Raw genomic sequence first — 25,699 nt, 5'->3', positions numbered from 1 at the left:
AAGAGCATGTAGACCCCTTCAAGGGGTAGGCCAAAGCAGCAAAGACACTTAGCTTGAACGAAGAGAAAGCCGCGTCATTTAGGCGCAGTCGGTAACAAGTCCTTATAGGGCAAGAGCAAACCACCCGTTATACGGGTGGTTATGATTGGAAAAATGGCATTAGATGAAAAAAATTTTTACTGATATTTCAACAAAAGACAAACACTCTTACAGTAAGCAAAATAAATATTTATAAAAAATACCTTACATTTAAAATGTGATACCTTTACGTTTTTTATAATAAAGGGAAGATAAGTCGGGAACTTAGCATCTTTTTCTTCTGATTAGCCATTTAATGATAAAAAATGTTCCCCCACACTGATGACATATGCAATAATGGCATCACATTCATTTTTAACGCTGCAATACAATTCATATATAGACCAAACTCAAGTTGCAAGCATAAAGCCGGCGTATAAACACTATGATAGATAACTATGTGTAAGATGCTATGTAAGTGAGTACTGCTAACAGGGCAGCCAGCAAAAAAGTAGCAATTTGAAAGAGGGTAGGTATATAATGATTTGCATGCCTATTGCTATAACATTCACTATATTAGTATAATTCAATATATTCAATGACACATGCGTTTACACCCACCTTTTAGCTGATAGCTAGCCTTTGGTCGAAGCATGAAGTAAATTGGCAATCGTTTAAATGAACTGGTGGTGAACAGAAAAACAGAGTTTTATTATTAATAAATAATAATCATGTTTTGATAGGCTTAATTTTAAAAGAACGACTATAATAATTGATATGTATAAGCCTTAGTTCAAATAAGCCGTGCGTTGTTTACGGGAGGGTGTTTATGGATGAATATTCACCAAGAAGACATGATATTGCGGAATTAAAGTACTTATGTGAAAATTTAATTCACGAAGCATTTTCAGTGTTGAATCGCACTGATAATCATTGGATCAATGATCTGACTTCCGAAAAAAACTTAAGACTAAACGAATTGATTGAGCACATTACGGCGTTTGTCTGGAGTTTTAAAATTAAATATACTGATAACTATAATCTCAGTACCTTAATTGATAAATATCTGGATGAAACATATAATTTGTTTGGTAGTGATAAGATAAGCTTTGTTGAACTAACAAACTGGCAAAGAACAAACGAACACTTAACGAGTATTCTACTACATGATTTGAACGCTTCTTTAAGCAAAATCTGATAAATATATTCTTAACCATTTTTATACCAAATAAGATAAGGCGACCATGACTAAAACTGACTATCTGATGCGTTTGAGAAAATGCACTTCTATTGAAACGCTGGAACGTGTAATTGAAAAAAACAAATATGAGCTTTCGGACGATGAACTGGAATTGTTCTATTCCGCAGCTGACCACCGTCTGGCTGAACTGACCATGAATAAACTCTATGACAAAATCCCATCGTCTGTCTGGAAATTTGTTCGATAATACGTTGTCGTGATCAGATAGGAAGTAGTGAAGGCCGGTAACTATTATCGGCTCCCCATATATTGGTTATTTCTTGATTAAACTGAATATGGGATGAGAATAGCGGACCGAAAAAATGGGTGAGGGCTCTATCAGCGACATCCCAGCACACACATCCCCTGCTATGGCTGCTTCTTTCCAGATCTGACCAAGTTAACAAGTTAGCATTGCGGGAGAACCAATAGAGCCCTCATTGACGTTTGCTTTCAACTTCAAAGCGGCGCTCATTATCTTGCATACAATTAAAAATAGCAAGCCACTCTGGTCTAAATGTCTATTTATTATCCATAACACAGACTCAGTGACAACTCATTTATTTGACTGAGTCGCATTACCGTGATGTTAATTGCAGACTCTACGCAGGAGCCAGAGCGGTTATGTATTTTTGCTATACCCAATGAATTTTTAAGTTCATCAATAGTGACCAAAGAGTCCCCCCGATAACATAAATAACCGAGTCGTATGTTGATACCAGCGTAAATGCCCCCAGCAAAAGAAGCAACCAGGAAAGGTGGAGAGTATAATTCATGAAAATTATAATCATGCTCTTAATTAAAATAACAAATAAAATAGTTTAATAAGATTACTCACTAGCGACTTTCTATTTAAATAGATTTAAGCAACACCATATTAAAAAAATGATATTTAAAGAATTACGCTTAAAAATTTATTACTCAGGCATAGCAAAACAATCATTAAACTAAATAACCAACCAATAAAAATGACTAATACGACTATAAATATAACAATCAATAAATAAATTCGGTAACATAAAATATCAATTGAAAATTATGTATATCAATGGATTTCATCAGGTTTTAAGTAATAAGAGAACAAAGAGTTGACCGGAACCAGCCAAAGACTGGCCTCCGGTAGAGGCTAAAGCCTCTAATTAGTCTTTAGGAACATTGTAGACAGCTGTATGCTTTGCAGGAAAAACAACACATCAATTGTAGGCACTTTCTCCATGTGCAGTAATATCTAACCCTTCTCTTTCTGATTCAATACTGATACGTAACCCGATTGCCTTATCAGCAATCTTGAATGAGATGTAAGCGGCTACAGCTGACCAGACAACACACACCAAGATGCTAACCGCCTGTACACCAATCTGTCTAAGCATCGTCATACCTTCCGCAAAACCGGTCCCGCCCAAAGTAGATGCAGTAAAAATACTCGTTAATAAACAACCAATAATGCCGCATACGCCATGAACACCAAAGACATCACAGACATCATCGACACGCAACCAGCGTTTTAATACAACAACGCCCCACAAGCCAGTGATACCAGCGATTATACCAATCACCAGAGCCCCCCCAATGCCAACAGTCGCAGCTGCGGGAGTTATGGCAACAAGCCCTGCAATACAGCCAGAGCATGCACCTAAAAGGGAGGGTTTATTGCGGAATATCCATTCTGAGAAAACCCATGACAACACGGCTCCTGCCGTTGCTGCCATTGTGTTCACAAGTGCCAATGCTGCAATAGCATTTACTGCTCCAGCCGAGCCGACATTAAATCCAAACCAGCCAATATAAAGGATCGCCGTGCCAATAAAAGTCATAGGCAGATTATGCGGTTTAAAGGATTCCTTGCCAAATCCAGAGCGTTTCCCTAGTAAGTAAGCACCAACTAAACCTGCAACAGCGGCGTTAATATGCACGACTGTTCCACCAGCAAAATCTAGAGCTCCATCCTGAGCCAGCCAGCCACCACCCCACACCATATGAACCATAGGAATATAAGAAGCAGTAAACCACAATACTATGACAATCAGTAATGCAGAAAAACGGACTCTTTCACACAAGGCTCCAACAATTAAAGCCACAGTAATACATCCAAATGCCCCCTGAAAAACGACATAAATTAATTGATAAAAACTACCACTCAAATCAGTGATGGATATACCTTTCAGCATAACTTGCTTAAACCCACCGAAAAAAGGATTTCCAGCTTCAAAAGAAAGACTATAACCATAAATAATCCAAAGAACCCAAACGATTGAAAAACTGACAATCACTTGTGACATCAATGACAAAACATTCTTACGGCGCAACAATCCACCATAAAATAAAGCTATACCGGGTATAGTCATAAAAATCACAAGGATTGTATTTATCAGCATAAATACAGTATCAGCTTTATCTACCGAATTCCCCGCCGCAAAAGCATAAGAAGGAACACCAGCCACAAGGCTGGCCATAATTAATAGCTGTTTTCTCATTTCTCTTCCCCCATTCACAATGCCGCGTCATTAAATTCACCTGTCCTGATCCTGACGGCATGCTGTAATTCAAAGACAAAGATCTTGCCATCACCCATTTTTCCCGTGAAAGCAGCCTGCTTTATCACATGAATAATTTCTTCTACTCGTTCATCATGAGTGGCAATATCAAGTTTTACTTTTGGTAGGAAGTTGACACTGTACTCAGCTCCCCGATAAAGCTCTGAATGACCTTTTTGACGACCAAAACCCTTTACTTCAGTGATAGTCATGCCCTGTATGCCTATATCTGAAAGGGCTTCCCTTACCTCTTCTAATTTAAAAGGCTTAATGATGGTAGTGATCAACTTCATATCTCCCCCGCTTTTTATCTGTACTTACCAAATAGTATTTACAAGAATGAATTACAGGAGATAATTGCAAAGGGAATGCCAAAAATTAAAAGTTATTTTTAGTCAAAAAGTTATAAATGAATTGTACTGAAAGAAGATGTAAGAACGGGAGTAACCTGTTCAGCCACTCCCGATATGCACACTAAATGTGCAGAGGTTCGTTTAATGTTTCGCCTACTTGTTGCAGCTGATACATCTGGTAATAACGGCCACGCCTTTCCAGTAGCTGTTGATGCTGCCCCTGCTCTACAATTGCACCACGATGCAGCACAAATATGGAATCAGCCTCAACAATCGTTGAAAGACGATGAGCTATAACTACCAAGGTTGTCTGTTTACGGATCAGCCGTAATGCCTGTTGAACGGATTGTTCTGTTCCTGAATCAATATTTGCTGTAGCTTCATCCAGAATCAGAATTTGTGGTGTTTGCACCAAGACACGGGCCATTGCCAAAAGTTGTTTTTGCCCGGCAGAAAGCGTATTTCCCTGCTCTCCCAGTCTTGAATAAATACCTTCCGGTAATTTGCGTACAAATTCTGCCAGTTGCACCACTTCAAGTACCTGCCAGACTTTTTCCTCACAAATATCTCGTCCTAACGTGATATTATCGAAAAATGAGGTAGCCAGAATAACAGGATCCTGTTGAACCATTGCCACACCATTGCGCAAGGTGGTGTGAGAAAGCGAAGATACCGACCGCCCATCAAGATAAATCTCACCACTCTGCCATGGATAATACCCCATCAGCAAATTAGCCAATGTACTTTTGCCACTTCCAGTATGCCCAACTAAAGCAATAAAACCCCGTGATGGTACATGCAGATTGATATTATCTAACACAACTTTGTCATTACGATAAGCAAAGCTTAAATTTTCAACATCAATTCTGCCACTCGCTAGAATCTGTTTATCAACACCATACTTCTGCTGAGGGCTATCCATTAATTCAAAAACGCGTTCACCTGAAACCACCGCCTGCTGCAATAACGACTGCTGCGCTGTCAGTTCAATCAGTGGCTCATTCAAGCGCCCAAGGTAACTGATAAATGCATACAATACCCCTACCCCAATAAAGTCTGTTCCCTGAAAACCAAACAACAGCAATAAACCACACAATACTGCAGCAGAAAACAGGCTCAATAAAGGCCTTAACAGAACGCCATCCAAGCGCAATGCTTGCATTCGCGCCTGATAGTGAGCCCGATTAGTAGCAAACAATTTCTCACCAAAGCGCGCCTGTTGACGAAACTGCTGGATAACAGTCATACCATTAATGGCTTCATTAAACACATTATTAATATCAGCAAGGTATCCTCTTACCCGCCGAATAATAGGCGTACTGAAACGCTGATAAAGTATCATGACCAGAAAAACAGCAGGGAAGATAGTCAGCGCAACACTCGCCATACGCCAGTCTAAAAAGAACATTGCCATTAGCATTGCGCCAATCAGTGCAACGCTACGAAAAACCGTAGGAATGACATTCACAAACAGATCTTTGATAACTTCCGTATCATTTGTCACACGGGAAATTAACTGCCCGACAGGTTGGTTATCAAAAGTACTTAGCGGCTGACGCAGAGCTGAATCCATAACATCTGTTCGAATTTGTTGCACTACTCCTACAGATGCCTGATTAAACAATAGAGATTGGAAATAATGTAATGCAGCGGCCACCACCTGTAATATCAAAAATACAACCGCAAGGCCACTGGCAATACCAAGCGGGATGTGGCCGGTTGAAACCATATTATCGATAAAATAACTGATGAGCATTGGACCACTGACTTCTGCCAGAGCAGCTACCCATAACATAATTACAGCCAGAATAATGGGCTTACGATGATGTTTACTGTAAGACAGCAGGCGCTTTAAAGACGGCCAGAGTTTGCGTGTATTAGGCTTTTCCATACCAGTGTTACTCATATTCACCATCCAATGCAGCTTCAAGTTGTTGGTATTGATACATTTCTGAATACCAACCAGATTGTGCAATGAGCTGTTTATGCTGCCCCTGTTGAGAAATCATGCCATTTTGCATAACCAGAACATTATCCGCTTCTACTAACGCCGATAATCGATGCGCACTGATAATAACAGTACGCTGCCGCCGCCATTGACTGAGGTTTTTCATGATCTGATGCTCAGTCTGGCCATCTACAGCAGAAAGGGCATCATCCAAAATCAAAATTTCTGCATCTAATAGTAGTGCTCTTGCGATAGAGATGCGTTGCTTTTGACCGCCTGAAAGCATAACACCCCGTTCTCCGACTTCTGTTTGATAACCTTGTGGTAACCGCAGAATATCATCATGAACATTTGCTAAACGGGCAACTTCCTCAATTTGTTCTTGAGTAGCATCTGGACGCCCTAAAGCAATATTCCCTGCAACCGTATCAGAAAACAAAAAAGGTGTTTGGTTCACGACAGCCAGCCGTGAGCGCCATTCATCCATCCTCAATGTAGAAACATTTTGGGACTGGAATAGAATTTCACCATCAGTAATATCAAACTGACGTTGCAATACAGCGAGTAATGTACTTTTTCCTGACCCAGTCGGCCCACAAATGCCTAATAATTGCCCCGGCAATAACTGAAAATAGATATTCTGCAAAACAGGTTCACTATAACCGGGATAAATAAAGGTGTTGATATCCGCAGTTAATGTACCACGCTCCGCAGATAAGGCGTGTGAACCGTCTTCGATCACCAAAGGTTCCTGTAATAGACTGAGAATACGCGTATAGGCCGCACTGCCACGCTCAACAATATTGAACATCCATGCCAGCGCTAACATAGGCCAAATCATCAGCCCTAAATACATAACAAAGCTTGTCAATTCACCTAGTGTCAGAGAACCATTTACTACCATCCAACTTCCTCCACCGACTGCCAGTAAGTTAGAAAAACCGATGGCAATGAAGATTGTAGGATCAAAACGAGCATCGACTCGTGCAACACGCATATTTTTGCGGCCAGCTTCGGTGGCTACTTCTTCAAACTGACTGGATTGTAGGTCTTCCAATCCAAAAGCTTTGATCATGCGAATACTGGTTAAACTTTCCTGAGCATGGTTATTCAGTGCAGAAAAAGCACCTTGGGCTAATTTAAAACGATGGTGAAGCTGTTGACCGTACCGTTTAATTACTAATGCCATAATAGGCATAGGTAGCAATGATAATAGAGTCAATTGCCAGCTTATCTCTACGCTCATCACAATAAGTACAGCGCATCCCATGACTAAAGCATCAACGAAAGTAAGTACTCCCTCACCAGCTGCAAAAACAACTCTATCAACGTCATTTGTTGACCGGGCAATTAAATCCCCCGTTCTGTGACGTAAATAAAATTCAGGATCCTGACGACTCAATCTCTGGTAAAAATCACTACGCAGCTTAACAGCTAAACGATAGGAAGCTCCAAATAGCCATACCCGCCAAACGTATCGCAGGCCATATATAGCTACCGCTATAACAAGCATGATTCCTATCCACATCAATAATTGATTGGATGACATTGTTTTGGTACTAACGCCATCAACAATAATTCCAACCAAACGTGGAGGAATTAATTGCAATATCGCAACCATCACAAGAAAAATAATGGCTCCTAAATAGCGGCGCCATTCACTAAGAAAATACCAACGTAATTGAGAAAATAATCTCACAAAACTATTCCCGAGGTAAAAAATGAAAGGATCAGCGCCCACTTCACCAAAGAGATTTTAGTCATTGTCTAATCTGGTATAGGTAACGCCGTTGTATATTTTATTTTTTCCATTGCAAAGTTTGAGGTCACATCTATCAAGCCAGGTATCCCATTAACCATGCGTTTGTAAAACTGATCATAACTTTTCATATCAACAACTTCTACATGCATTAAATAATCATATTCTCCAGCCATACGATAGAACGTTAAAACCTCCGGCATCTCTTTGACAAAAGTAACAAACTGTTCATACCACTCACTACTGTGTTGCTGAGTTTTTATCATGACAATCACAGTCAGGCCTAATCCAAGCTTCTCTCCATTAAGCAACGCAACTTTTCCAACGATATATCCTTCATCTTCAAGCCGTTTAAGACGTTTCCAGCAAGGTGTAGAAGTCAAATTAACGGCTTCCGCCAGCGTATTCAAGGACAGACTACAGTCCTGTTGGAGCAGCTTTAATAGCTTGCGGTCTGTTTTATCTAACATACCTATATCCTGTAGAAAATTTTCCTAAAAATAAAGAACAGCTTCAAAAAGATAACAACCTATTTCTCCAAATGTAAGAGTATTCTATACATTGAAAATATATTTTACCCAGGGTCAATTTATGTCATCTTTATGGGCTGCTAATGCCATAAAATCTATTCAAGCTGATTATCAACGTAGTGCTGATACCCATCTAATTAAACTCAATCTACCCATGTTTCCAGGGATTGATCTGTATCTTAAAGATGAAAGTACTCATCCTACCGGTAGCCTTAAACACCGACTGGCTCGCTCACTTTTCCTTTATGCACTCAGTAATGGCTGGATAGATGAAGGAACTCCCATTATTGAAGCTTCATCCGGCAGCACCGCTGTTTCTGAAGCTTACTTTGCCCGTTTACTTGGCCTGCCTTTTATTGCAGTAATGCCTACCTGCACAGCTAAACGCAAAATTCAGGAAATAGAATTTTACGGTGGAAAATGTCACTTTGTAGAACATTCAGCCCTGATTTATGAAGAGTCAGAACGTCTGGCAAAAGAATTGAATGGCCATTATATGGATCAATTCACTTATGCTGAACGCGCAACTGACTGGCGAGGTAACAATAACATTGCCGAAAGCATTTTCCGCCAGATGGAATTAGAGCCCTTTCCTGAACCAACTTATATTGTGATGGGAGCAGGAACTGGCGGGACCTCCGCAACACTGGGCCGTTATATGCGCTATCAGGGACACGCTACCAAGCTTATTGTGGTTGATCCTGAAAACTCCGTTTTCTATGATTGCTACCAACAGAATTGCCGACAAATCCGTAGCAGTACCAGCAGTAGAATCGAAGGTATTGGACGCCCTCGCGCTGAACCTTCTTTTATACCCGATGTAATCAATGGCATGATGCAAGTTCCTGATTGTGCGTCTATCGCCACTATCCACTGGCTGGAAAAACTCATTGGCAGAAAAACAGGTGCCTCAACAGGAACCAATGTCTGGGGAGCTTTACAGTTAGCCAAGCAAATGCATGATAACAACCAGCAAGGTTCCATCGTAACTTTGTTATGTGATAGCGGCGAACGCTACCTTGATACCTATTACAATCCTGACTGGGTAAAAAATAATATCGGTGACCTCACGCAATATCTCACACAACTACCCAAATTAAATAGTTATGAGTAACATACCTCCTTCAATTTAAAAAGGTAGGTATCATGAAACGAGCCGTTGTTGTATTCAGTGGTGGGCAAGATTCCACCACTTGCTTAATTCAGGCACTCCGCCAATATGATGAAGTCCATTGTGTCACTTTTGACTATGGTCAACGCCACCGTGCTGAGATTGATGTTGCCAGCCGCATCAGTAAAGAGCTTGGTGCAGCCGCCCATAAGGTACTTGATGTTACTTTATTGAATGAGCTTGCAGTCAGCAGCCTGACAAGAGATAACATTCCTGTACCCGATTTTAGTGAAAGCGAAAAAAATGGCCTACCAAATACGTTTGTTCCTGGCCGCAATATACTGTTCTTAACTCTGGCTGCAATTTATGCATATCAGGTTGAAGCTGAAGCCGTTATTACTGGCGTTTGTGAAACTGATTTTTCCGGTTACCCTGACTGCCGTGATGAGTTTGTCAAATCCCTGAACAATGCAGTCTGTCTTGGCATCGCTCGCAATATTCGCTTTGAAACTCCCTTAATGTGGCTCAACAAAGCGGAAACCTGGGCGTTAGCGGATTATTACCAAAAACTGGACTTTGTTCGTTCTCAGACTCTCACTTGCTATAACGGTATCCAGGGAGATGGCTGTGGTGAGTGCGCAGCCTGCCATCTTCGTGCTAACGGATTAAATGTTTATTTAAATAATGCCGAGTCGACAATGGCAGAAATGAAATCCAAAACGCAACTGAACTAATACAAATAATTCAGTCTATCAGTGGGAGATACCAAATATCTCTCACTTCACTGTTTCATTTTTAAACTCATTTAATCTTTCGCGTAATTCACCTTCCAGCACTAACGTCTGTTGTGTCTTTAAATCAACGCAAACAAATGTACTCAAAGCATCAGCGATAATCCTGTTATCACCTTTACGTATAATTTTCTGAAAAAAAGTACCACTTTTGTTACGTAATTCCTCCATGGATGAATGCACTTCCAATTCATCTCCTAGCACGGCTGGATGGCGATAGTTAATATTAATATTGGCTACAATAAAAGCAACCTTGTTATTATTTAACCACTGCAACGTGTCACTGTCAGAAAACAAATCCCAACGAGCGGCCTCCATAAACTCTAAGTAACGCCCATTATTCACATGTTGGAAAACATCAATATGATAACCTCTGACTTTGATAATTGTACTCATTACTCTTTTCCTTAAACTCATCTGACCAGAAAGTGATTAACAATAGCAGAACATTTTAATTACAATAATGTTTAATCAATGATTCTTGATCAGTATCACAGCCCCCTTGATAAAATCATTTGTGTATTCACCAAGAAGGCTTTTAATCAGTGGATTAATTTATCTCGATTTTTTTCTATAAATGCTGGACCAATACCTTGCACTTCCTGTAGCTGCTCAATGGCTGTAAATGAGCCATATTTTTCACGATACTCAATAATCGCCTGTGCTTTTTTGGCACCAACACCATTAAGTTCTTTCGCTAATTGTTCAGCACTCGCTGTATTGATATTGATTTTGCCTGAAAGCGTTTTTTCTTCCTTGTTATTTAATTCACTTTTTTCAGCCGTTATCTTATGAGGGTCAGTTGGTTGAACCTGTGTCGTTTTATTCACAAGCTCTCCTGCTGCTACAGCATAAGATAACGGCATACTGATCCCAAAAATAAGAACAAATGAATTAAATAGTCCCTTTAGATACTTCATAAAAATTCCTCCATGTTTTGTTGACGGATAAAAGAGTGCCATAACAAAATTTCAACACAACAGGGAAGATCCAGATATGCGAAAGGCCACGAAAGTGGCCTTTTTCAATTACTATCTTGCAAGAGAAATTGCGAATAGCATCGCAATTTAATCAATTTGCCCTAATTTAATCTCAGCATTATCACGCAAATTATTAATCAGGGATTCAAACATAGTATTGCTAATCTGATACTGCTCCATCATCATTGCCTGTTTAATCTGCTCTTCCGAAATAGAGCCTGGAATGACTTTATCTAATTGAATCAGAACAGCATTACCAATTCCATCATACGCTAACCCATATACAGGTTTATCGTCTTTAGGATGAGGCAACGTAAATAATACATCAGTAACCGGACTGGTTTTTCGTGCCATTACCGTTGGTTCACCAAACTGAATTCCTGCCGTTTTCAGTGCTTGAACGCCCTTGCCTGCTTTTAATGCTGTAAGCAGACTTTCACTATCAATCTGTAACTGTTTTTCAGCTTTCTGGCGTTTAACCAACTCAGTCACTTCAGTTTTGGCTTCTTCAAATGGCAAAACAGATTCAGGCTTAACCTCATCAACGCGAATGATAAAGGCCCTGTCACCATCAACAGATATCACGTCAGAATTAGTTCCTGAAGGGCTTTTATCATCAACCAAATTACCAAAGAAAATAGCCTGAACGACCTGGCTGAAATTGATATCTGCCGGAACGTGGTCTCTATCAAACCAGTCTGTAGTGACTGCTTTATAACCTGCCGCCTGCTCTGCCGCTGCTAAAGACTCATTATCATTGGCTGCAGCTTCACTCACTTTTCTCTGTAATGCATAAAATGCATCAATCGCTTTTTCCTGCTTAACCGTTTTCTCTATGGCTGAGCGCTCATCAGCAAGTGGCTTCACTACCTGAGGCTTAATATCATCCAGACGGAAAACTGCATAACCATTAGACAATTTTATAACAGTAGAAAGTTGCCCTTTCTCTGTTAAATGAGCTGATTTGATTTCGTCAGGTGAGGAGCTATCTTCCATCCAACCAAGATCCCCTCCTTGTTTAGCAGAATATTTATCTGTTGATTTTTCTTCTGCTAATTTGCTGAAATCAGACCCTTTTTTCAATTCATCCAGAACCGATTTTGCATCAGCTTCAGATGCCAGCTGGATAAGACTGTATTTCTTTCTTTCTGGCTGCGTATATTTTGACAGGTTGTTTTTATAGTACTTTTCAATATCAGCATCAGTCACGGTAACATTTTTCAGTTCATCCGCAGCATCCATCTTGATGTAGCTGATTTTGACTTTTTCAGGAACAGTGAAATGCTTACTGTTCATATTGTAGTAATTTTTCAGCTCTTGATCTGTCACAGACTGCTGTGCTTCGATTGATTTCAGTTCAAGAGTTGCCAGACGAGCGGTTCTTTCCTGTAGCGATAACTCAGCAAGCTGCTTAATTTCTGCTGGTAAAGCAATTTCGGTACTCATTAATATTGTACGCAGCTGGCGGGAAATCAGATCTTGTCGAATCTGCTCCGCATAATTATCCGGATTCAGGCCGGCGTTTGTGAGCACCTGTAAATATTTTTCGTTATCAAATTTACCGTCAGTCTGGAAATAACTCTGCTTACGGATTTCTTCCTTTACCTGTTCGTCGCTAGCTGATAGTCCCAGCTTATTTGCATATTGTTCAAGCAAAACGGTATTGATAATACTGTCCAATGACTGGCGCTTCAAAGCTCTCACTTCCTGCTCATTACTTAGCAGGGCAGAGAATTGATCTCCCAGCCTTTCTTGTAGTGACATTTTATCTTGTTGAAATACCTGCTCTAACTGAGCACGACTAATGGTTTGACCATTCACTTTGGCAGCATAATTACCGCCTTCACTTGACAGGTAGCCTGTTAAACCCGTCACCAAAAAGGTCAGGATAATTAGAGCCAACACGATTTTAAGCACTGGGCCATTTGCCGCTGTGCGTAGGTTGTCCATCATAAAGACGTAAAACTCCGCTTTAGTGAAAAAGAAACTGCCATATTACGCTAATTCGAACGCTAAGAGAAAAAAAGCGCATCAATCAAGTGACGCGCTTATATTTTAACCTATCAATTCCAGCTAGTCAGTCTAATCTGCACGGTACTTACAAATGGCAGCTCTGTTTGACGACATCTTGAACCCATAGGGTATACCTGTAATGGTAAATAAGGTGGCTATTTAACAATTACCCGTTAACAGCATCTTTTAAGCCTTTTCCAGCACGGAAAGCAGGTACATTTGCTGCTGCGATTTTGATTTCTTTCCCTGTCTGAGGGTTACGTCCTATGCGAGCGGCCCGCTCACGTACAGTAAATGTCCCAAACCCTACCAAAACGACATCATCACCGCCTTTCAATGCTCCAGAAACTGAAGAAATGAATGCATCTACTACACGCCCGGCTGCTGCTTTAGAGATATTCACATCAGCAGCAATTTTGTCGATCAGTTGTGACTTATTCACGCTTATCATCCCCATTTAGTTTTACTATCGTAACAAACGCCTATTTATAACGGCTAACACGACAGTCTTGCCGTTATATCAATCAATTCCAGTATTAGCAAGAAATCATAGAACAGCAAAATATTTAATCAGATCTTTAGATTAAGATAACTTAATGAGACAAAAAAAGGCTGGCAAGCCTGAATTAGCTTACCAACCTTATTTTCATACAGTGTATTGATTCAGCTCACTATTTTTGTACTACTTTAGTGATATCACTTCTGCACCAAATGCAGGCTCCTGCAAAGCAATAGTCAAAACATCTTCTATACGCTTAACAGGGTGGATTTCCAAATCCTGAATCACGTTCTGAGGGATTTCTTCCAGATCGCGTTTATTCTCATCAGGGATGATGACCGTTTTAATTCCGCCACGATGAGCTGCCAGCAATTTTTCTTTCAAACCACCAATAGGCAGAACGAGCCCACGCAGAGTAATTTCACCAGTCATTGCCACATTGGCATTAACCGGATTACCAGTCAGGCAGGAAACCAGCGCTGTACACATTGCGATACCTGCACTCGGGCCATCTTTAGGTGTTGCACCTTCAGGCACATGAACGTGAATATCGCGCTTTTCGTGGAAATCAGAACTGATGCCCAGCTTATCCGCTCGAGCCCGGACTACTGTCAATGCAGCCTGAATAGATTCCTGCATGACTTCTCCCAATGAACCGGTGTAAGTCAATTTGCCTTTACCCGGAACACTGGCTGTTTCCACGGTCAGTAGATCACCACCAACTTCAGTCCATGCAAGCCCGGTTACCTGACCAACACGGTTTTCGGTGTCAGCACGACCATAATCCACTTTTTGAACACCCAGATAATTTTTCAGGTTATCAGCATTGATCTCGATATGCTTAAGCGCCTTATCCATCAACAATGCTTTAACCGCCTTACGACACAGTTTGGAAATTTCACGTTCCAGACTACGTACACCGGCTTCACGGGTGTAATAACGGATAATGCCGAGAATCGCACCATCATCGATGGTCAGTTCACCTTTTTTCAATGCATTGCGTTCAATCTGTTTAGGTAACAAATGACGCTTGGCAATATTCAGTTTTTCGTCTTCGGTGTAACCTGACAAGCGGATCACTTCCATACGATCCAGCAAAGGTGCCGGAATATTCATGGAATTGGATGTCGCCACAAACATCACATCAGACAGATCATAATCCACTTCAAGATAATGATCGTTAAATGTCACGTTCTGTTCAGGATCAAGAACCTCCAGCAAAGCCGATGCTGGATCACCGCGCATGTCAGACGACATTTTGTCAATTTCATCTAACAGGAACAGTGGGTTTTTAACCCCGATTTTAGACATTTTCTGGATTAACTTACCCGGCATTGAGCCAATGTAAGTACGGCGATGACCACGTATTTCTGCTTCATCACGTACTCCACCCAGTGCCATACGGACGTATTTACGGCCAGTTGCACGAGCAATAGAACGCCCCAGTGAGGTTTTACCCACACCCGGAGGCCCAACCAGACAAAGTATTGGCCCCTTGATTTTACTGACACGGCTTTGTACCGCCAGATATTCAAGGATACGTTCTTTAACTCGTTCCAAACCGTAGTGATCGGTGTCCAGTATTTCCTGAGCTTTCACCAAATCTTTTTTCACTTTGCTGCGTGCGTTCCACGGAACCTGCACTATCCAGTCAATGTAGCTACGCACAACCGTCGCTTCTGCTGACATTGGGGACATCATTTTTAATTTTTGCAGCTCAGCTTCTGCTTTTTCCCGTGCCTCTTTAGGCATCTTGGCATTTTCGATCTTACGTTTCAGCGTCTCATATTCGTCAGGTGCATCATCCATCTCACCTAATTCTTTCTGAATCGCCTTCATTTGCTCATTCAGATAGTATTCGCGCTGGCTTTTTTCCATCTGTTTTTTAACGCGATTACGAATTCGTTTTTCTACCTGTAGCAGATCGATTTCTGATTCCATCATTGCAATCAGATATTCAATGCGCTCAACAACATCAGACATTTCTAAAACAGCCTGTTTGTCATTGATTTTTAATGGCATATGAGCAGCAATGGTATCAGCCAGTTTTGCGGCATCTTCAATACTGTGTAGTGATGTCAGCACTTCCGGCGGAATTTTTTTATTCAGTTTGATATAGCCTTCAAACTGATTAATCGCGGTTCTTACCAGAACTTCCTGCTCGCGCTCATCAACGATAGGGGAGTCCTGATATTCAACCTGCGCATAAAAGTATTCACCGTTATCTGTCAGTGTCGTAATACGGGCACGCTGCAAGCCTTCAACCAGAACCTTCACTGTGCCATCTGGTAATTTCAGCATCTGTAGAACAGAAGCCACTGTACCTACGGAGAATAGATCATTGACTCCCGGTTCATCAGTGGATGCTTCTTTCTGCGCTACCAACATGACCTGTTTGTCATGATCCATTGCTGCTTCCAGACAATGAATCGACTTCTCTCGCCCAACAAACAGAGGGATCACCATATGTGGGTAAACCACTACATCGCGCAAAGGCAATACAGGGATTTCTATGCGTTCGGAACGCTCAGGATTCATAGAGCTCTCTCTTCGTTTAGCTTTCGCCAGTTTTTAGGAATCTCGTGAAACACGGTTTTCACGAGTTTCACTTCAAAGAATATAAAATATATGGGGACAGGAATCCGACATTCAATAGCCTGAGTCTGCAAAAAGCAAAATGAGGGAGAATCCCTCATTTTATTTTTTCAATGCGAATTGATGGCCGGTACTTCTTACCCTATTTTCATCACTCACCAGAAACTTGAGCATCCGGTTTGCTATATATCAATAATGGTGCGGATTTATCTTCAACAACCGTCTCATCAACGACAACTTTTTCTACATGTTCCATTGATGGGAGATCGTACATTGTGTCCAATAAAACACCTTCCACAATTGAGCGAAGACCACGAGCACCCGTTTTACGCACCATTGCTTTTTTAGCAATCGCTGTCAGAGCTTCTTTTCTGAACTCCAGCTCAACGCCTTCCAGATTAAATAAAGCCTGATACTGTTTTGTCAACGCGTTTTTTGGCTCTTGCAGAATCTGGATTAAAGCTTCTTCATTAAGTTCACCCAACGTTGCCACAACCGGCAGACGGCCAATGAACTCAGGAATCAAGCCGAATTTGATTAAATCTTCCGGTTCAACCTGAGCAAGCAAGTCACCTTCAGTTGCTTTCTCTGATTCACCTTTAACTGTAGCACTAAAACCTATTCCGGAGCTGACATTCAAACGCTGGCTAACAACCTTGCTCAACCCGGCAAATGCGCCGCCACAGATGAATAGAATTTTAGATGTATCAACCTGAAGGAACTCTTGCTGTGGATGCTTACGACCACCCTGAGGAGGAACAGCTGCTACTGTGCCTTCAATCAATTTCAACAGTGCCTGCTGAACGCCTTCACCTGACACATCACGTGTTATTGAAGGATTATCAGATTTGCGGGAGATTTTATCTATTTCATCAATATAAACGATACCACGCTGCGCTTTCTGTACATCGTAGTCACATTTTTGCAAAAGCTTTTGAATAATGTTTTCTACGTCTTCCCCAACATAACCTGCTTCAGTCAGAGTCGTAGCATCAGCCATGGTAAATGGTACATCTAAATAACGGGCAAGTGTTTCTGCCAGCAAAGTTTTACCGCTACCGGTTGGCCCGATTAGCAGAATATTACTTTTGCCTAATTCCACACCGTTATTAGTATCCCCATTACGCAGGCGCTTATAGTGGTTATAAACGGCTACCGCTAGTACTTTTTTCGCCATTTCCTGACCGATGACATAATCATCCAGATGTTGGCGAATTTCATGAGGGGTAGGCAATGTACTACGCTCACGATGTGGTACTAGCTCTTTAATTTCTTCGCGAATGATATCATTACATAAATCGACACATTCATCGCAGATATACACTGACGGGCCAGCTATTAATTTCCGGACTTCATGTTGGCTTTTCCCGCAGAAAGAGCAATACAGCAGCTTTCCTGAACCGTCTTTGCGCTTATCTGTCATCAGTCAACCTCACTTTATGAGCTGTTATCCCAGTCTATCTGGCATAACAGAAAAAACGCTGTCATTACTCCGCATAATCAGGTGATTGTACAAAAATCCACCTTTAAATTATAGTGTTGGAGTAATAAATTAATTATCAATAAATTAGTTGCGCTGGGTGAATATGCTATCAACCAATCCGTATTCTACGGCTTCCCCGGCTGATAAGAAACGATCACGTTCTGTATCTTCGACTATCTTCTCAAGCGATTGCCCCGTATGTTTTGCCATCAACTCATTCATACGTGCTTTAACTTTGAGTATTTCCTGCGCATGGATTTCAATATCTGTTGCCTGCCCCTGAAACCCACCTAATGGCTGATGGATCATCACTCTGGAATTTGGCAAACAGAAACGTTTCCCTTTCGCACCAGCTGTTAACAGGAACGCCCCCATTGAGCAGGCTTGTCCCATACAAATAGTACTCACATCTGGCTTAATAAATTGCATGGTGTCATAAATAGACATACCAGCTGTGATAACCCCACCCGGCGAGTTGATATATAAGTGAATGTCTTTTTCTGGGTTTTCTGCTTCCAGGAATAGCATCTGAGCGACAATTAAGTTCGCCATATGATCTTCTACCTGACCAGTCAGAAAAATAATTCGATCTTTTAATAAGCGGGAATAAATATCAAATGCACGTTCCCCACGTGCTGTCTGTTCAACCACCATCGGCACCAAAGACATGTTAGGTGCATATTGATCTTGCTTGCCACTGTATGACATTTCCGTCTCCTAATAGAACTCACGCTGGTGCCATTCATAACTGATTCTACTTGAGATAAGCGATGATGACCATGATCCAAAGTTAACTAACAGAGGGCTTCCCTCTATAAAAAGTAGTAAGCCATTACATAATAGTAAGAAAGGATATGAGGTTAAATCTGTTTTTTTCAAGAACAATAAAAAACCCGCAAGCTTCGCCTGCGGGTTTGCATTACTGAGAGAGGAATTTATCATCTCAGGTAATCAATAAATGAAACTTATGCCATTTGATTCTGATTCATCAAATCATTAAAGCCAGTTTCTTTTTCAGAAACTTTCGCTTTGCTCAGAACCAATTCAACAGCTTGCTCTTCCAGAGCAACGTTGCGGATGTTGTTCATCATTTCTTTATTTTTGCTATAGTATTCAACGACTTCTTTTGGATCTTCATATGCAGAAGCCATTTCTTCGATCAGTGCGTTAACACGTTCATCATCAACTTTCAGCTCATTGCTGCTGATAACTTCACCTAACAGCAGACCAACAACTACACGGCGTTTTGCCTGCTCTTCGAACAGCTCACGAGGCAGTTCCAGAGCCTGCGCTTCATTACCACCGAAACGCTGTGCCGCCTGACGACGCAATACATCAACTTCGCCATCAATAGCCGCAGCAGGAACGTCGATTTCGTTAGCCTTAACCAAACCATCCAGAACCTGAGTTTTAATGCGGTTACGTACTGCATTTTTCAGTTCACGTTCCATGTTTTTACGAACTTCTGCACGCAGACCATCAACTGTCGCTTCGGTAATACCAAAGCGCTTGATGAACTCTTCAGTCAGTTCTGGCAGTTCACGCTGTTCAACTTTCTTCAGGTTAATTGCGAATTTCGCCGCTTTACCTTTCAGGTTTTCAGCATGATAATCTTCAGGGAAAGTCACATCGATAGTGAATTCGTCGCCCGCTTTGTGGCCAACAACACCTTCTTCGAAACCTGGGATCATACGGCCTTGGCCCATTGCCAGAACGAAGTCTGTTGCTTTGCCGCCTTCGAACTCTTCCCCGTCAACAGAGCCATTGAAATCTACAGTTACGCGATCTTCTGCAGCTGCTGCTTCATCGGTTTCTTTCCAGTCAGCCTGTTGTTTACGCAGAGTTTCCAGCATAGTGTCAACGTCTGCATCTTTTACTTCAACAACAGGTTTTTCAACTTCGATTTCTTCCAGACCTTTCAGTTCGATTTCTGGGTATACTTCGAATTCAACTGCGTAAACGAAGTCTTCGCCATCTTTAAACTGCTCTGGTTTGTAGCTTGGTGCGCCGGCTGGATTAATTTTATTCTCAATGATCGCATTGATGAAATTACGCTGCATCAGATCACCCAGTACATCCTGCAGGACAGAGGCGCCATAACGCTGCTGAACGATTTTCATAGGTACTTTACCTTTACGGAAACCGTCAATACGTACTTTTTTCGCTACATTAACCAGCTCACTGTTAACTGCTTTTTCAATGTCGGCAGCAGGAACGGTGATTGACACACGACGCCCTAGGCCTTGAGTTGTTTCAACAGAAACTTGCATCTTGTTACCTCAAAAAAATCATAGTGCTCGGTCAACTTCAGAATGGCACAACGCCTGATACGAGCAAATTGCAGCACTCTTCAAGAACCGGGGTGGTCGCATTTAAAAACCGAGAATCCCTGTGATCAGAAGCGCCCCGAAACTATTGTAAAAATTTAGACGCAGCATTATAGCGATGCAGACAGTATGAGTCGAGAATTGCTGGCAAAAGCGTGCAATATTCGTTGACTTATGTGATAAGCATTGCTCAATAACCACATCATGCCATTGGTTATTCGATATGAATATCCCCACAGACTTCAAGATAGCGCGCGACGGCAAGATAATTTCCTCGGTTACATAATGTATGATGTAACCGGGTGGACATGCATGACCAGCAACGCTATAACTTAAAATGACGGGTATAAACAAAAATACAGCCCGAAGGCTGTAGTTTAACGTGAAAACCAAATTAATTAAAAAGTAAGTACAAGCTCGCTACTCTGTAAAATCATGAAGTCGTCGCCGTTCCTCCCCGGCATGCTGGCGAGTTCAGAACGGTATCTTCCAATTCCATCCACTCTTTTTCTGTATATGTGTGAAGTGCCAGAGCATGTACTCCTCCAGCCATCTCATTAACCAGAGTGCTGTATACTGAGCGATGACGATTAAGCATCCTCTGATCAATAAATGCATCACTGATTACAATGATTTTAAAATGGCTTTCAGAACCTGCTGGTACATTATGACGATAACTTTCATCAATAACTTCCAGATGAGAAGGCTTAAATGCCGCCCGTAACTTTGTTTCTATTTCCTGACGAACCATCTCATTCTCCTTAGTCACCAAAGGTTATTAATCAACCATATATTGATTTTAGTTTATTTCCCGCGATTTATAGGATTCAAACATCTAATTATCTTAAACCAAATACATTTTGTTTATTTATCTATATCTTTCAATTAGTAAGCATTAGGGATATGCCACTACCTATCGCAGTGTTATGATTGCAACGGTTTGTACTATCTGTATTACTATACCGGGTATCCGTATCCAGAATGAGACCATTTACATGCTAAAGAAAATACTTATTCCACTTACCGCACTTCTCTTTTTAGCCAATCTGACTGGCTGTGCAACCCCCAGCAATACACTCGCTATTCAGCCTAAAATTGCCCTGCCATCAGCAGACCCGACGATGAAAGCTATCACAATCAATATTAGTGGGGTCGACCAGCGGCAATCTCAAGCCCTGGCTCAAGTAAACCGGGATGCAAAATTAGTCACGCTGCTACCTTCACGCGATTTACGCTTTTTACTGCAAGAAGCGCTGGAAAAGCAAATGGTCGCTCGTGGTTATATGATTGGCTCTCCGGCTAATGCCAACTTGCAAGTTGTTGTCAATCAACTTTATGCCAATGTTAAAGAAGGCAGTTTACGTCACGATATTTCAGCAAAAGCAGAAATTTCAGTGATCGTTTATGCTCAGGATGGCAATAAACAAATCAAGAACTATCGCACCAGCTATAATGTGCAGGCTCCATTAAGTGCAACTAACGCAAAAATTGCTGATGCTGTTAATACTGTATTATCGGATGTTATCGCAGATATGGCCCAAGATTCGTCAATCAGCACCTTCATCAAACAAAACGTTCGCTAACAGAATATGAATATGCTTTCTGCCTGATTCTATTGAAGTGACTTTCAGTAGACTATAGGCAGAAAGTATTGGAGGGGCTTATGGCAAATCATGCTCTTAATTTATCAGCAATACGTAACTATCGCATTCTTCTTTTACTGGGTTTTGCATCAGGCCTTCCTCTTGCTCTTACAGCAGGCACATTACAAGCATGGATGACAGTGGAAGATGTTGATATCAAAACTATCGGCTTTTTCACTTTAGTCGGTCAGGCATATGTCTTTAAATTTCTCTGGGCACCTGCCATGGATCGCTATTCCCCTTCATTTCTGGGACGGCGACGTGGATGGATGCTTGTTACCCAGCTTTTGCTCATTATCAGTATCGCGGGCATGGGATTTCTAAATCCCTTACAACATTTATGGTGGTTAGCCGCATTAGCTGTTGCTGTCGCCTTCTTTTCCGCTTCTCAGGATATTATTTTCGACGCCTATAAAACTGACCTGCTTCAGCAAGAAGAACGCGGTGCCGGAGCTGCGATTTCTGTATTAGGCTACAGGTTGGCAATGCTAGTTTCCGGCGGTTTAGCCCTATGGGTAACAACTTATATTGGCTGGAATTGTATGTACTGGCTTATGGCCGGTCTGATGCTGATTGGTGTTTATGCTACTCTTACGGCTAAAGAACCCCAAATAGATACAGTGCCACCAAAAACATTGCATCAGGCCGTTGTAGAACCTTTATTTGATTTTTTTAGTCGAAATAATGCCTGGCTTATCCTTCTGCTAATTGTTATGTATAAATTGGCTGATGCTTTCGCCCTCTCCCTCAGCACTCCTTTTCTTATCCGAGGAGTTGGTTTTAATCCGGCCGAAGTTGGTATGATCAATAAAACCCTTGGACTGGCCGCTACCATTATAGGAGCACTATATGGTGGTTATTTAATGCAAAAGTGGAGTCTGTTCCGTGCATTGATGATCTTCGGGATCTTGCAAACCATTTCAAATTTCGGTTATTGGATACTTGCCGTCACCCCCAAAGATATTTATGTCATGGGGGGGGCTATATTTCTGGAGAATATCTGTGGTGGTATGGGCACAGCAGCATTTGTTGCCCTACTCATGACACTTTGCAATAAGTCTTTTTCAGCGACACAATTTGCTCTTCTTTCAGCGTTGGCCGCGGTAGGACGAGTGTATGTTGGGCCGGTTGCAGGCTGGTTTGCTGAGGCTCATGGCTGGTCAATGTTTTATCTGTTTTCCATTGTGATTGGATTTCCGGGCCTGGCTCTACTGCTGGTTTGTCGTAGTACACTAGCTTATACCCAAAAAACGGATAGTTTTATTCCCCGGACACTATTCAGTAACTATTATCGGCTGGCCTTCCTGACGATGACTCTGGCTGCACTTATTTTTGCTGCCTGGTTAATTATAAATAGCCTGTTGTTTGTAATAACGCATATTGTCACTTTGGTGCTTTACATCTCTCCAAGATATATTGATCTTTGTAATAACATAAGTGACTTTATATACCCTATGTTGTCCTGGAGCGTTGTTATTGGTGTTATAGGATTACTGCTGGGTGGTATTCTGGACTACATCGCATTGAAAAAAAGTAAATTTGCTTAAAAATTCCTGCCACTACAACAAAAGGCTGACAAAGTTCAGTCTTTTGTTGCTCTTATTTAGTGATTATTATCACAATAATAGTAAAAAACTAAAATTATGTGACCCAAGAAACATCTTTTCTAGAGGGGGAACATTTATATTTATACTAATAAATATTATTATTCTCACGTTCATATTTATTTTGTTTCGAACTATCTAAAATATCTTTATTTATCTAAAGCCATATAAAGGGAATTTATGAAAAGACATATTTTGACACTCACAGCAGTTGCTGCCGCCTTGGTTTCTGCCTCAGCCAGCGCGGAATACCAGTGGGGGTTTGCCAATGTCAGCATGAACTACCTTGACTGGAGCAAACACACAACACACAAAACCGGGCAGTCTTCTCACAAAGATGACTTTGCTTATATGGAACTAGAAGGTGGAGCAGGCTTCAGCTGGGGAGAGCTATATGGTTTCTTTGATTTAGAGAATCCATTTAACAGCAAGACTGCACAACCCGGTGATAACCTACGATACGCCTTCAAAACAACAGGTCGTTATTATCTGGGAGAGACAGGTTTCAATCTTTACGGACATGTTTACGGAAGCTACTCTCTTCCCGGAAATGGCGGAAACTTCCATGAAGTCAATACACTCTATGGATTAGGTTATAATACAACCTTTGCAGGTCTGTGGTTCAAACCGTTCGTCGCTTTAAATTATACCGACAACAAGTTCTACTCAGGAAACAACGGATACGTTGTAGGCTGGGTTGCCGGATACGATTTCAACCTGTGGGAACAAAAATTCAGCGTCACAAACTGGAATGAAATTGAATTAAACCGCAATAAGCGTTACGGCAACGGTGGCCCTGACGGAGTCAACGGCGCAGTAGGGTTATGGTGGAATCCACACCCTTCTTTTACTGCCGGAATTCAATACCGTTATGCTGACAATAAATTAGGGGAAGATTTCCTTCAGGATGGTATTGTTTACAGTGTAAAATATAACTTCTGATAATTAGTTTAACTGGTGAACAGTTCAAAACTGTTCACCAAGATTAAAAGTCATGATTTATTTACTGAAACATTGTCTGTTTAAAAACGTTACCTGTAATTTTCATTAAGAAAAGTTTATTTAAAAATAGATGGTTATATAAAAAATATTGCCTATTTTGATTTATTGGATACAATAACCACCCGAAGTTAACTTTTTGTTAAATCTCATATTGCATGTGATCCCTCTAGCATAAAAAGCCTACAAGCCATCCTGCTTCTATTACAATTGTTTACACTCCGGTAACCTTACCGTAGAATGCCCGCACTGATGAAACGACAATAAAGCTTTTGTTATCTGGGGTCGCTCTAATGAGACTTATGAAATACAAAAAAACTATTGGGTTATCGTCACTACTCGCAGCCACTTTAATGCTAAGTGGTTGTGATATGGTATTGATGAATCCCAAAGGGGCGATCGGCGTTGAGCAAAAAACGCTGATACTGACAGCGTTTGGCCTGATGCTGATCGTTGTTATCCCGGCTATCGTAATGGCAATCGTCTTTGCTTTACGTTACCGGGAAGCCAACAAATCTGCAACCTATCGTCCAAACTGGGCACACTCAAATAAAATTGAGCTTGTTGTCTGGACCGTACCTATCCTGATTATCATCGTATTGGCCACGATTACATGGAAAACGACTCATGAGCTCGATCCATATAAGCCACTGGACAGCGATGTGAAGCCGGTAACGATTGAAGTTATTTCCCTCGACTGGAAATGGCTGTTTATCTATCCGGAGCAGGGTATTGCAACCGTAAATGAAATTGTATTCCCTAAAGATGTGCCAATTAACTTCAAAATCACCTCTGATTCTGTGATGAACTCTTTCTTCATCCCACAGTTAGGCGGTCAGATTTATGCAATGGCAGGTATGCAGACAAAACTGCACTTGATTGCTAACTCAGCAGGCAAATACGATGGCTTCTCAGCCAGTTACAGTGGACATGGCTTCTCTGGCATGAAATTCACCGCAACTGCAACTGAAGATCGTGCTGGGTTTGAAGAGTGGGTACAAAAAGTTAAAGCGTCACCTAAAACTCTGGACACAGTGCAGGCATTCAATGCATTGGCAAAACCTAGCCAGAACAACCCAGTTGAATACTTCTCAAGCGTGAAACCAAAACTGTTCCAGGAAACTATCGCCAAGTTTATGGGTGATATGGGTCATGGCGGTATGTTTGGTATGTCTCACGGCAAAACAGGCCATGACAAAGCAGAACATGGTGAAGCTGCGGGTCATAATATGAATATGAGTCAACCGGCTCATGCAGGTGTTGAGGAATAAA

At 41.4% G+C, this 25,699-nt stretch carries 22 protein-coding genes and 1 other RNA gene; 8 read left to right on the top strand and 15 right to left on the bottom strand.

The annotated features are described in order from the left end of the window. The first annotated feature begins 847 nt into the window (after positions 1-847). Positions 848-1,216, top strand: coding sequence for an Hha toxicity modulator TomB (gene tomB, locus AACS92_RS14015; protein WP_099111573.1), 369 nt, complete (start codon positions 848-850; stop codon positions 1,214-1,216). Positions 1,217-1,262: 46 nt separating this feature from the next. Continuing rightward, a complete protein-coding gene (locus tag AACS92_RS14010) occupies positions 1,263-1,466 on the top strand; it encodes an HHA domain-containing protein (RefSeq protein ID WP_010845060.1) in 204 nt (67 codons plus the stop codon). A 126-nt stretch (positions 1,467-1,592) separates the two neighbouring features. On the opposite strand, the gene ffs is transcribed toward AACS92_RS14010, so the two are convergent. The 6 genes from ffs to AACS92_RS13980 form a co-directional block, all read right to left on the bottom strand. Then, an RNA gene (ffs, locus tag AACS92_RS14005) (signal recognition particle sRNA small type) lies at positions 1,593-1,689 on the bottom strand. Positions 1,690-2,451: 762 nt separating this feature from the next. After that, on the bottom strand, positions 2,452-3,732 hold the full coding sequence (amtB, locus tag AACS92_RS14000) for an ammonium transporter AmtB (RefSeq protein WP_099111572.1): 1,281 nt from the start codon (positions 3,730-3,732) through the stop codon (positions 2,452-2,454). A gap of 14 nt (positions 3,733-3,746) precedes the next feature. Continuing rightward, complete coding sequence (gene glnK / locus AACS92_RS13995; RefSeq protein WP_099111571.1) at positions 3,747-4,085, bottom strand: P-II family nitrogen regulator; 339 nt, start codon at positions 4,083-4,085, stop codon at positions 3,747-3,749. Between the two features lie 181 nt (positions 4,086-4,266). Beyond that, positions 4,267-6,060: a SmdB family multidrug efflux ABC transporter permease/ATP-binding protein gene (locus AACS92_RS13990; protein ID WP_099111570.1), complete on the bottom strand. Its 1,794-nt coding sequence runs from the start codon at positions 6,058-6,060 to the stop codon at positions 4,267-4,269. Beyond that, the gene (locus AACS92_RS13985; RefSeq protein WP_099111569.1) at positions 6,044-7,792 is read right to left on the bottom strand and encodes a SmdA family multidrug ABC transporter permease/ATP-binding protein; all 1,749 of its coding nucleotides are present in this window, start codon (positions 7,790-7,792) and stop codon (positions 6,044-6,046) included. Before AACS92_RS13985 ends, AACS92_RS13990 begins: the two co-directional genes overlap by 17 nt. Positions 7,793-7,860: 68 nt before the next feature. Further along, positions 7,861-8,322 (bottom strand): Lrp/AsnC family transcriptional regulator, encoded by a 462-nt coding sequence (locus AACS92_RS13980; protein WP_099111568.1) that lies wholly within the window; start codon positions 8,320-8,322, stop codon positions 7,861-7,863. Between the two features lie 121 nt (positions 8,323-8,443). On the opposite strand from AACS92_RS13980, the gene AACS92_RS13975 reads away from it, so the two are divergent. Beyond that, positions 8,444-9,496, top strand: a complete 1,053-nt coding sequence (locus AACS92_RS13975) for a PLP-dependent cysteine synthase family protein (protein ID WP_099111567.1) — start codon at positions 8,444-8,446, stop codon at positions 9,494-9,496. Positions 9,497-9,528: 32 nt separating this feature from the next. Beyond that, positions 9,529-10,227: a 7-cyano-7-deazaguanine synthase QueC gene (gene queC, locus AACS92_RS13970; protein ID WP_099111566.1), complete on the top strand. Its 699-nt coding sequence runs from the start codon at positions 9,529-9,531 to the stop codon at positions 10,225-10,227. 42 nt (positions 10,228-10,269) lie between these two features. On the opposite strand, the gene AACS92_RS13965 is transcribed toward queC, so the two are convergent. From AACS92_RS13965 to bolA, 9 genes are all read right to left on the bottom strand, one after another. Then, entirely contained in the window at positions 10,270-10,680 is a 411-nt protein-coding gene (locus AACS92_RS13965; protein WP_099111565.1) for an acyl-CoA thioesterase, read from the bottom strand. A gap of 146 nt (positions 10,681-10,826) precedes the next feature. Then, entirely contained in the window at positions 10,827-11,246 is a 420-nt protein-coding gene (locus AACS92_RS13960) for a ComEA family DNA-binding protein (RefSeq protein ID WP_241538015.1), read from the bottom strand. Positions 11,247-11,351: 105 nt separating this feature from the next. Then, on the bottom strand, positions 11,352-13,217 hold the full coding sequence (gene ppiD, locus AACS92_RS13955; RefSeq protein WP_099111563.1) for a peptidylprolyl isomerase: 1,866 nt from the start codon (positions 13,215-13,217) through the stop codon (positions 11,352-11,354). Positions 13,218-13,443: 226 nt separating this feature from the next. Continuing rightward, a complete protein-coding gene (gene hupB / locus AACS92_RS13950; RefSeq protein ID WP_153043670.1) occupies positions 13,444-13,719 on the bottom strand; it encodes a nucleoid-associated protein HU-beta in 276 nt (91 codons plus the stop codon). Positions 13,720-13,959: 240 nt separating this feature from the next. Further along, positions 13,960-16,314 carry an endopeptidase La gene (gene lon, locus AACS92_RS13945; RefSeq protein ID WP_099111561.1) on the bottom strand — a complete coding sequence of 785 codons (2,355 nt, stop codon included), beginning with the start codon at positions 16,312-16,314 and terminating at the stop codon, positions 13,960-13,962. Between the two features lie 208 nt (positions 16,315-16,522). Next, the gene (gene clpX, locus AACS92_RS13940) at positions 16,523-17,794 is read right to left on the bottom strand and encodes an ATP-dependent protease ATP-binding subunit ClpX (RefSeq protein WP_099111560.1); all 1,272 of its coding nucleotides are present in this window, start codon (positions 17,792-17,794) and stop codon (positions 16,523-16,525) included. 144 nt (positions 17,795-17,938) lie between these two features. Beyond that, complete coding sequence (clpP, locus tag AACS92_RS13935; RefSeq protein ID WP_086955403.1) at positions 17,939-18,562, bottom strand: ATP-dependent Clp endopeptidase proteolytic subunit ClpP; 624 nt, start codon at positions 18,560-18,562, stop codon at positions 17,939-17,941. 257 nt (positions 18,563-18,819) lie between these two features. Beyond that, positions 18,820-20,124, bottom strand: a complete 1,305-nt coding sequence (gene tig / locus AACS92_RS13930; RefSeq protein ID WP_099111559.1) for a trigger factor — start codon at positions 20,122-20,124, stop codon at positions 18,820-18,822. Positions 20,125-20,614: 490 nt separating this feature from the next. Continuing rightward, positions 20,615-20,932 (bottom strand): transcriptional regulator BolA, encoded by a 318-nt coding sequence (gene bolA, locus AACS92_RS13925; RefSeq protein WP_099111558.1) that lies wholly within the window; start codon positions 20,930-20,932, stop codon positions 20,615-20,617. A gap of 244 nt (positions 20,933-21,176) precedes the next feature. On the opposite strand from bolA, the gene AACS92_RS13920 reads away from it, so the two are divergent. From AACS92_RS13920 to cyoA, 4 genes are all read left to right on the top strand, one after another. Further along, positions 21,177-21,764, top strand: a complete 588-nt coding sequence (locus AACS92_RS13920; protein WP_099111575.1) for a lipoprotein — start codon at positions 21,177-21,179, stop codon at positions 21,762-21,764. Positions 21,765-21,844: 80 nt separating this feature from the next. Further along, positions 21,845-23,371: a muropeptide MFS transporter AmpG gene (gene ampG / locus AACS92_RS13915; protein WP_099111557.1), complete on the top strand. Its 1,527-nt coding sequence runs from the start codon at positions 21,845-21,847 to the stop codon at positions 23,369-23,371. A gap of 237 nt (positions 23,372-23,608) precedes the next feature. Next, positions 23,609-24,370: a nucleoside-specific channel-forming Tsx family protein gene (locus AACS92_RS13910; protein ID WP_099111556.1), complete on the top strand. Its 762-nt coding sequence runs from the start codon at positions 23,609-23,611 to the stop codon at positions 24,368-24,370. A gap of 350 nt (positions 24,371-24,720) precedes the next feature. Then, entirely contained in the window at positions 24,721-25,698 is a 978-nt protein-coding gene (gene cyoA, locus AACS92_RS13905) for a cytochrome o ubiquinol oxidase subunit II (protein WP_099111555.1), read from the top strand. The last annotated feature ends 1 nt before the right edge of the window (position 25,699 follow it).

This window comes from Xenorhabdus sp. KJ12.1 (assembly GCF_963876495.1).
Lineage (GTDB): Bacteria > Pseudomonadota > Gammaproteobacteria > Enterobacterales > Enterobacteriaceae > Xenorhabdus > Xenorhabdus stockiae.
The sequence above is the reverse complement of the archived record's forward strand: the minus strand, read 5'-3'. Positions and strand labels throughout refer to the sequence as shown.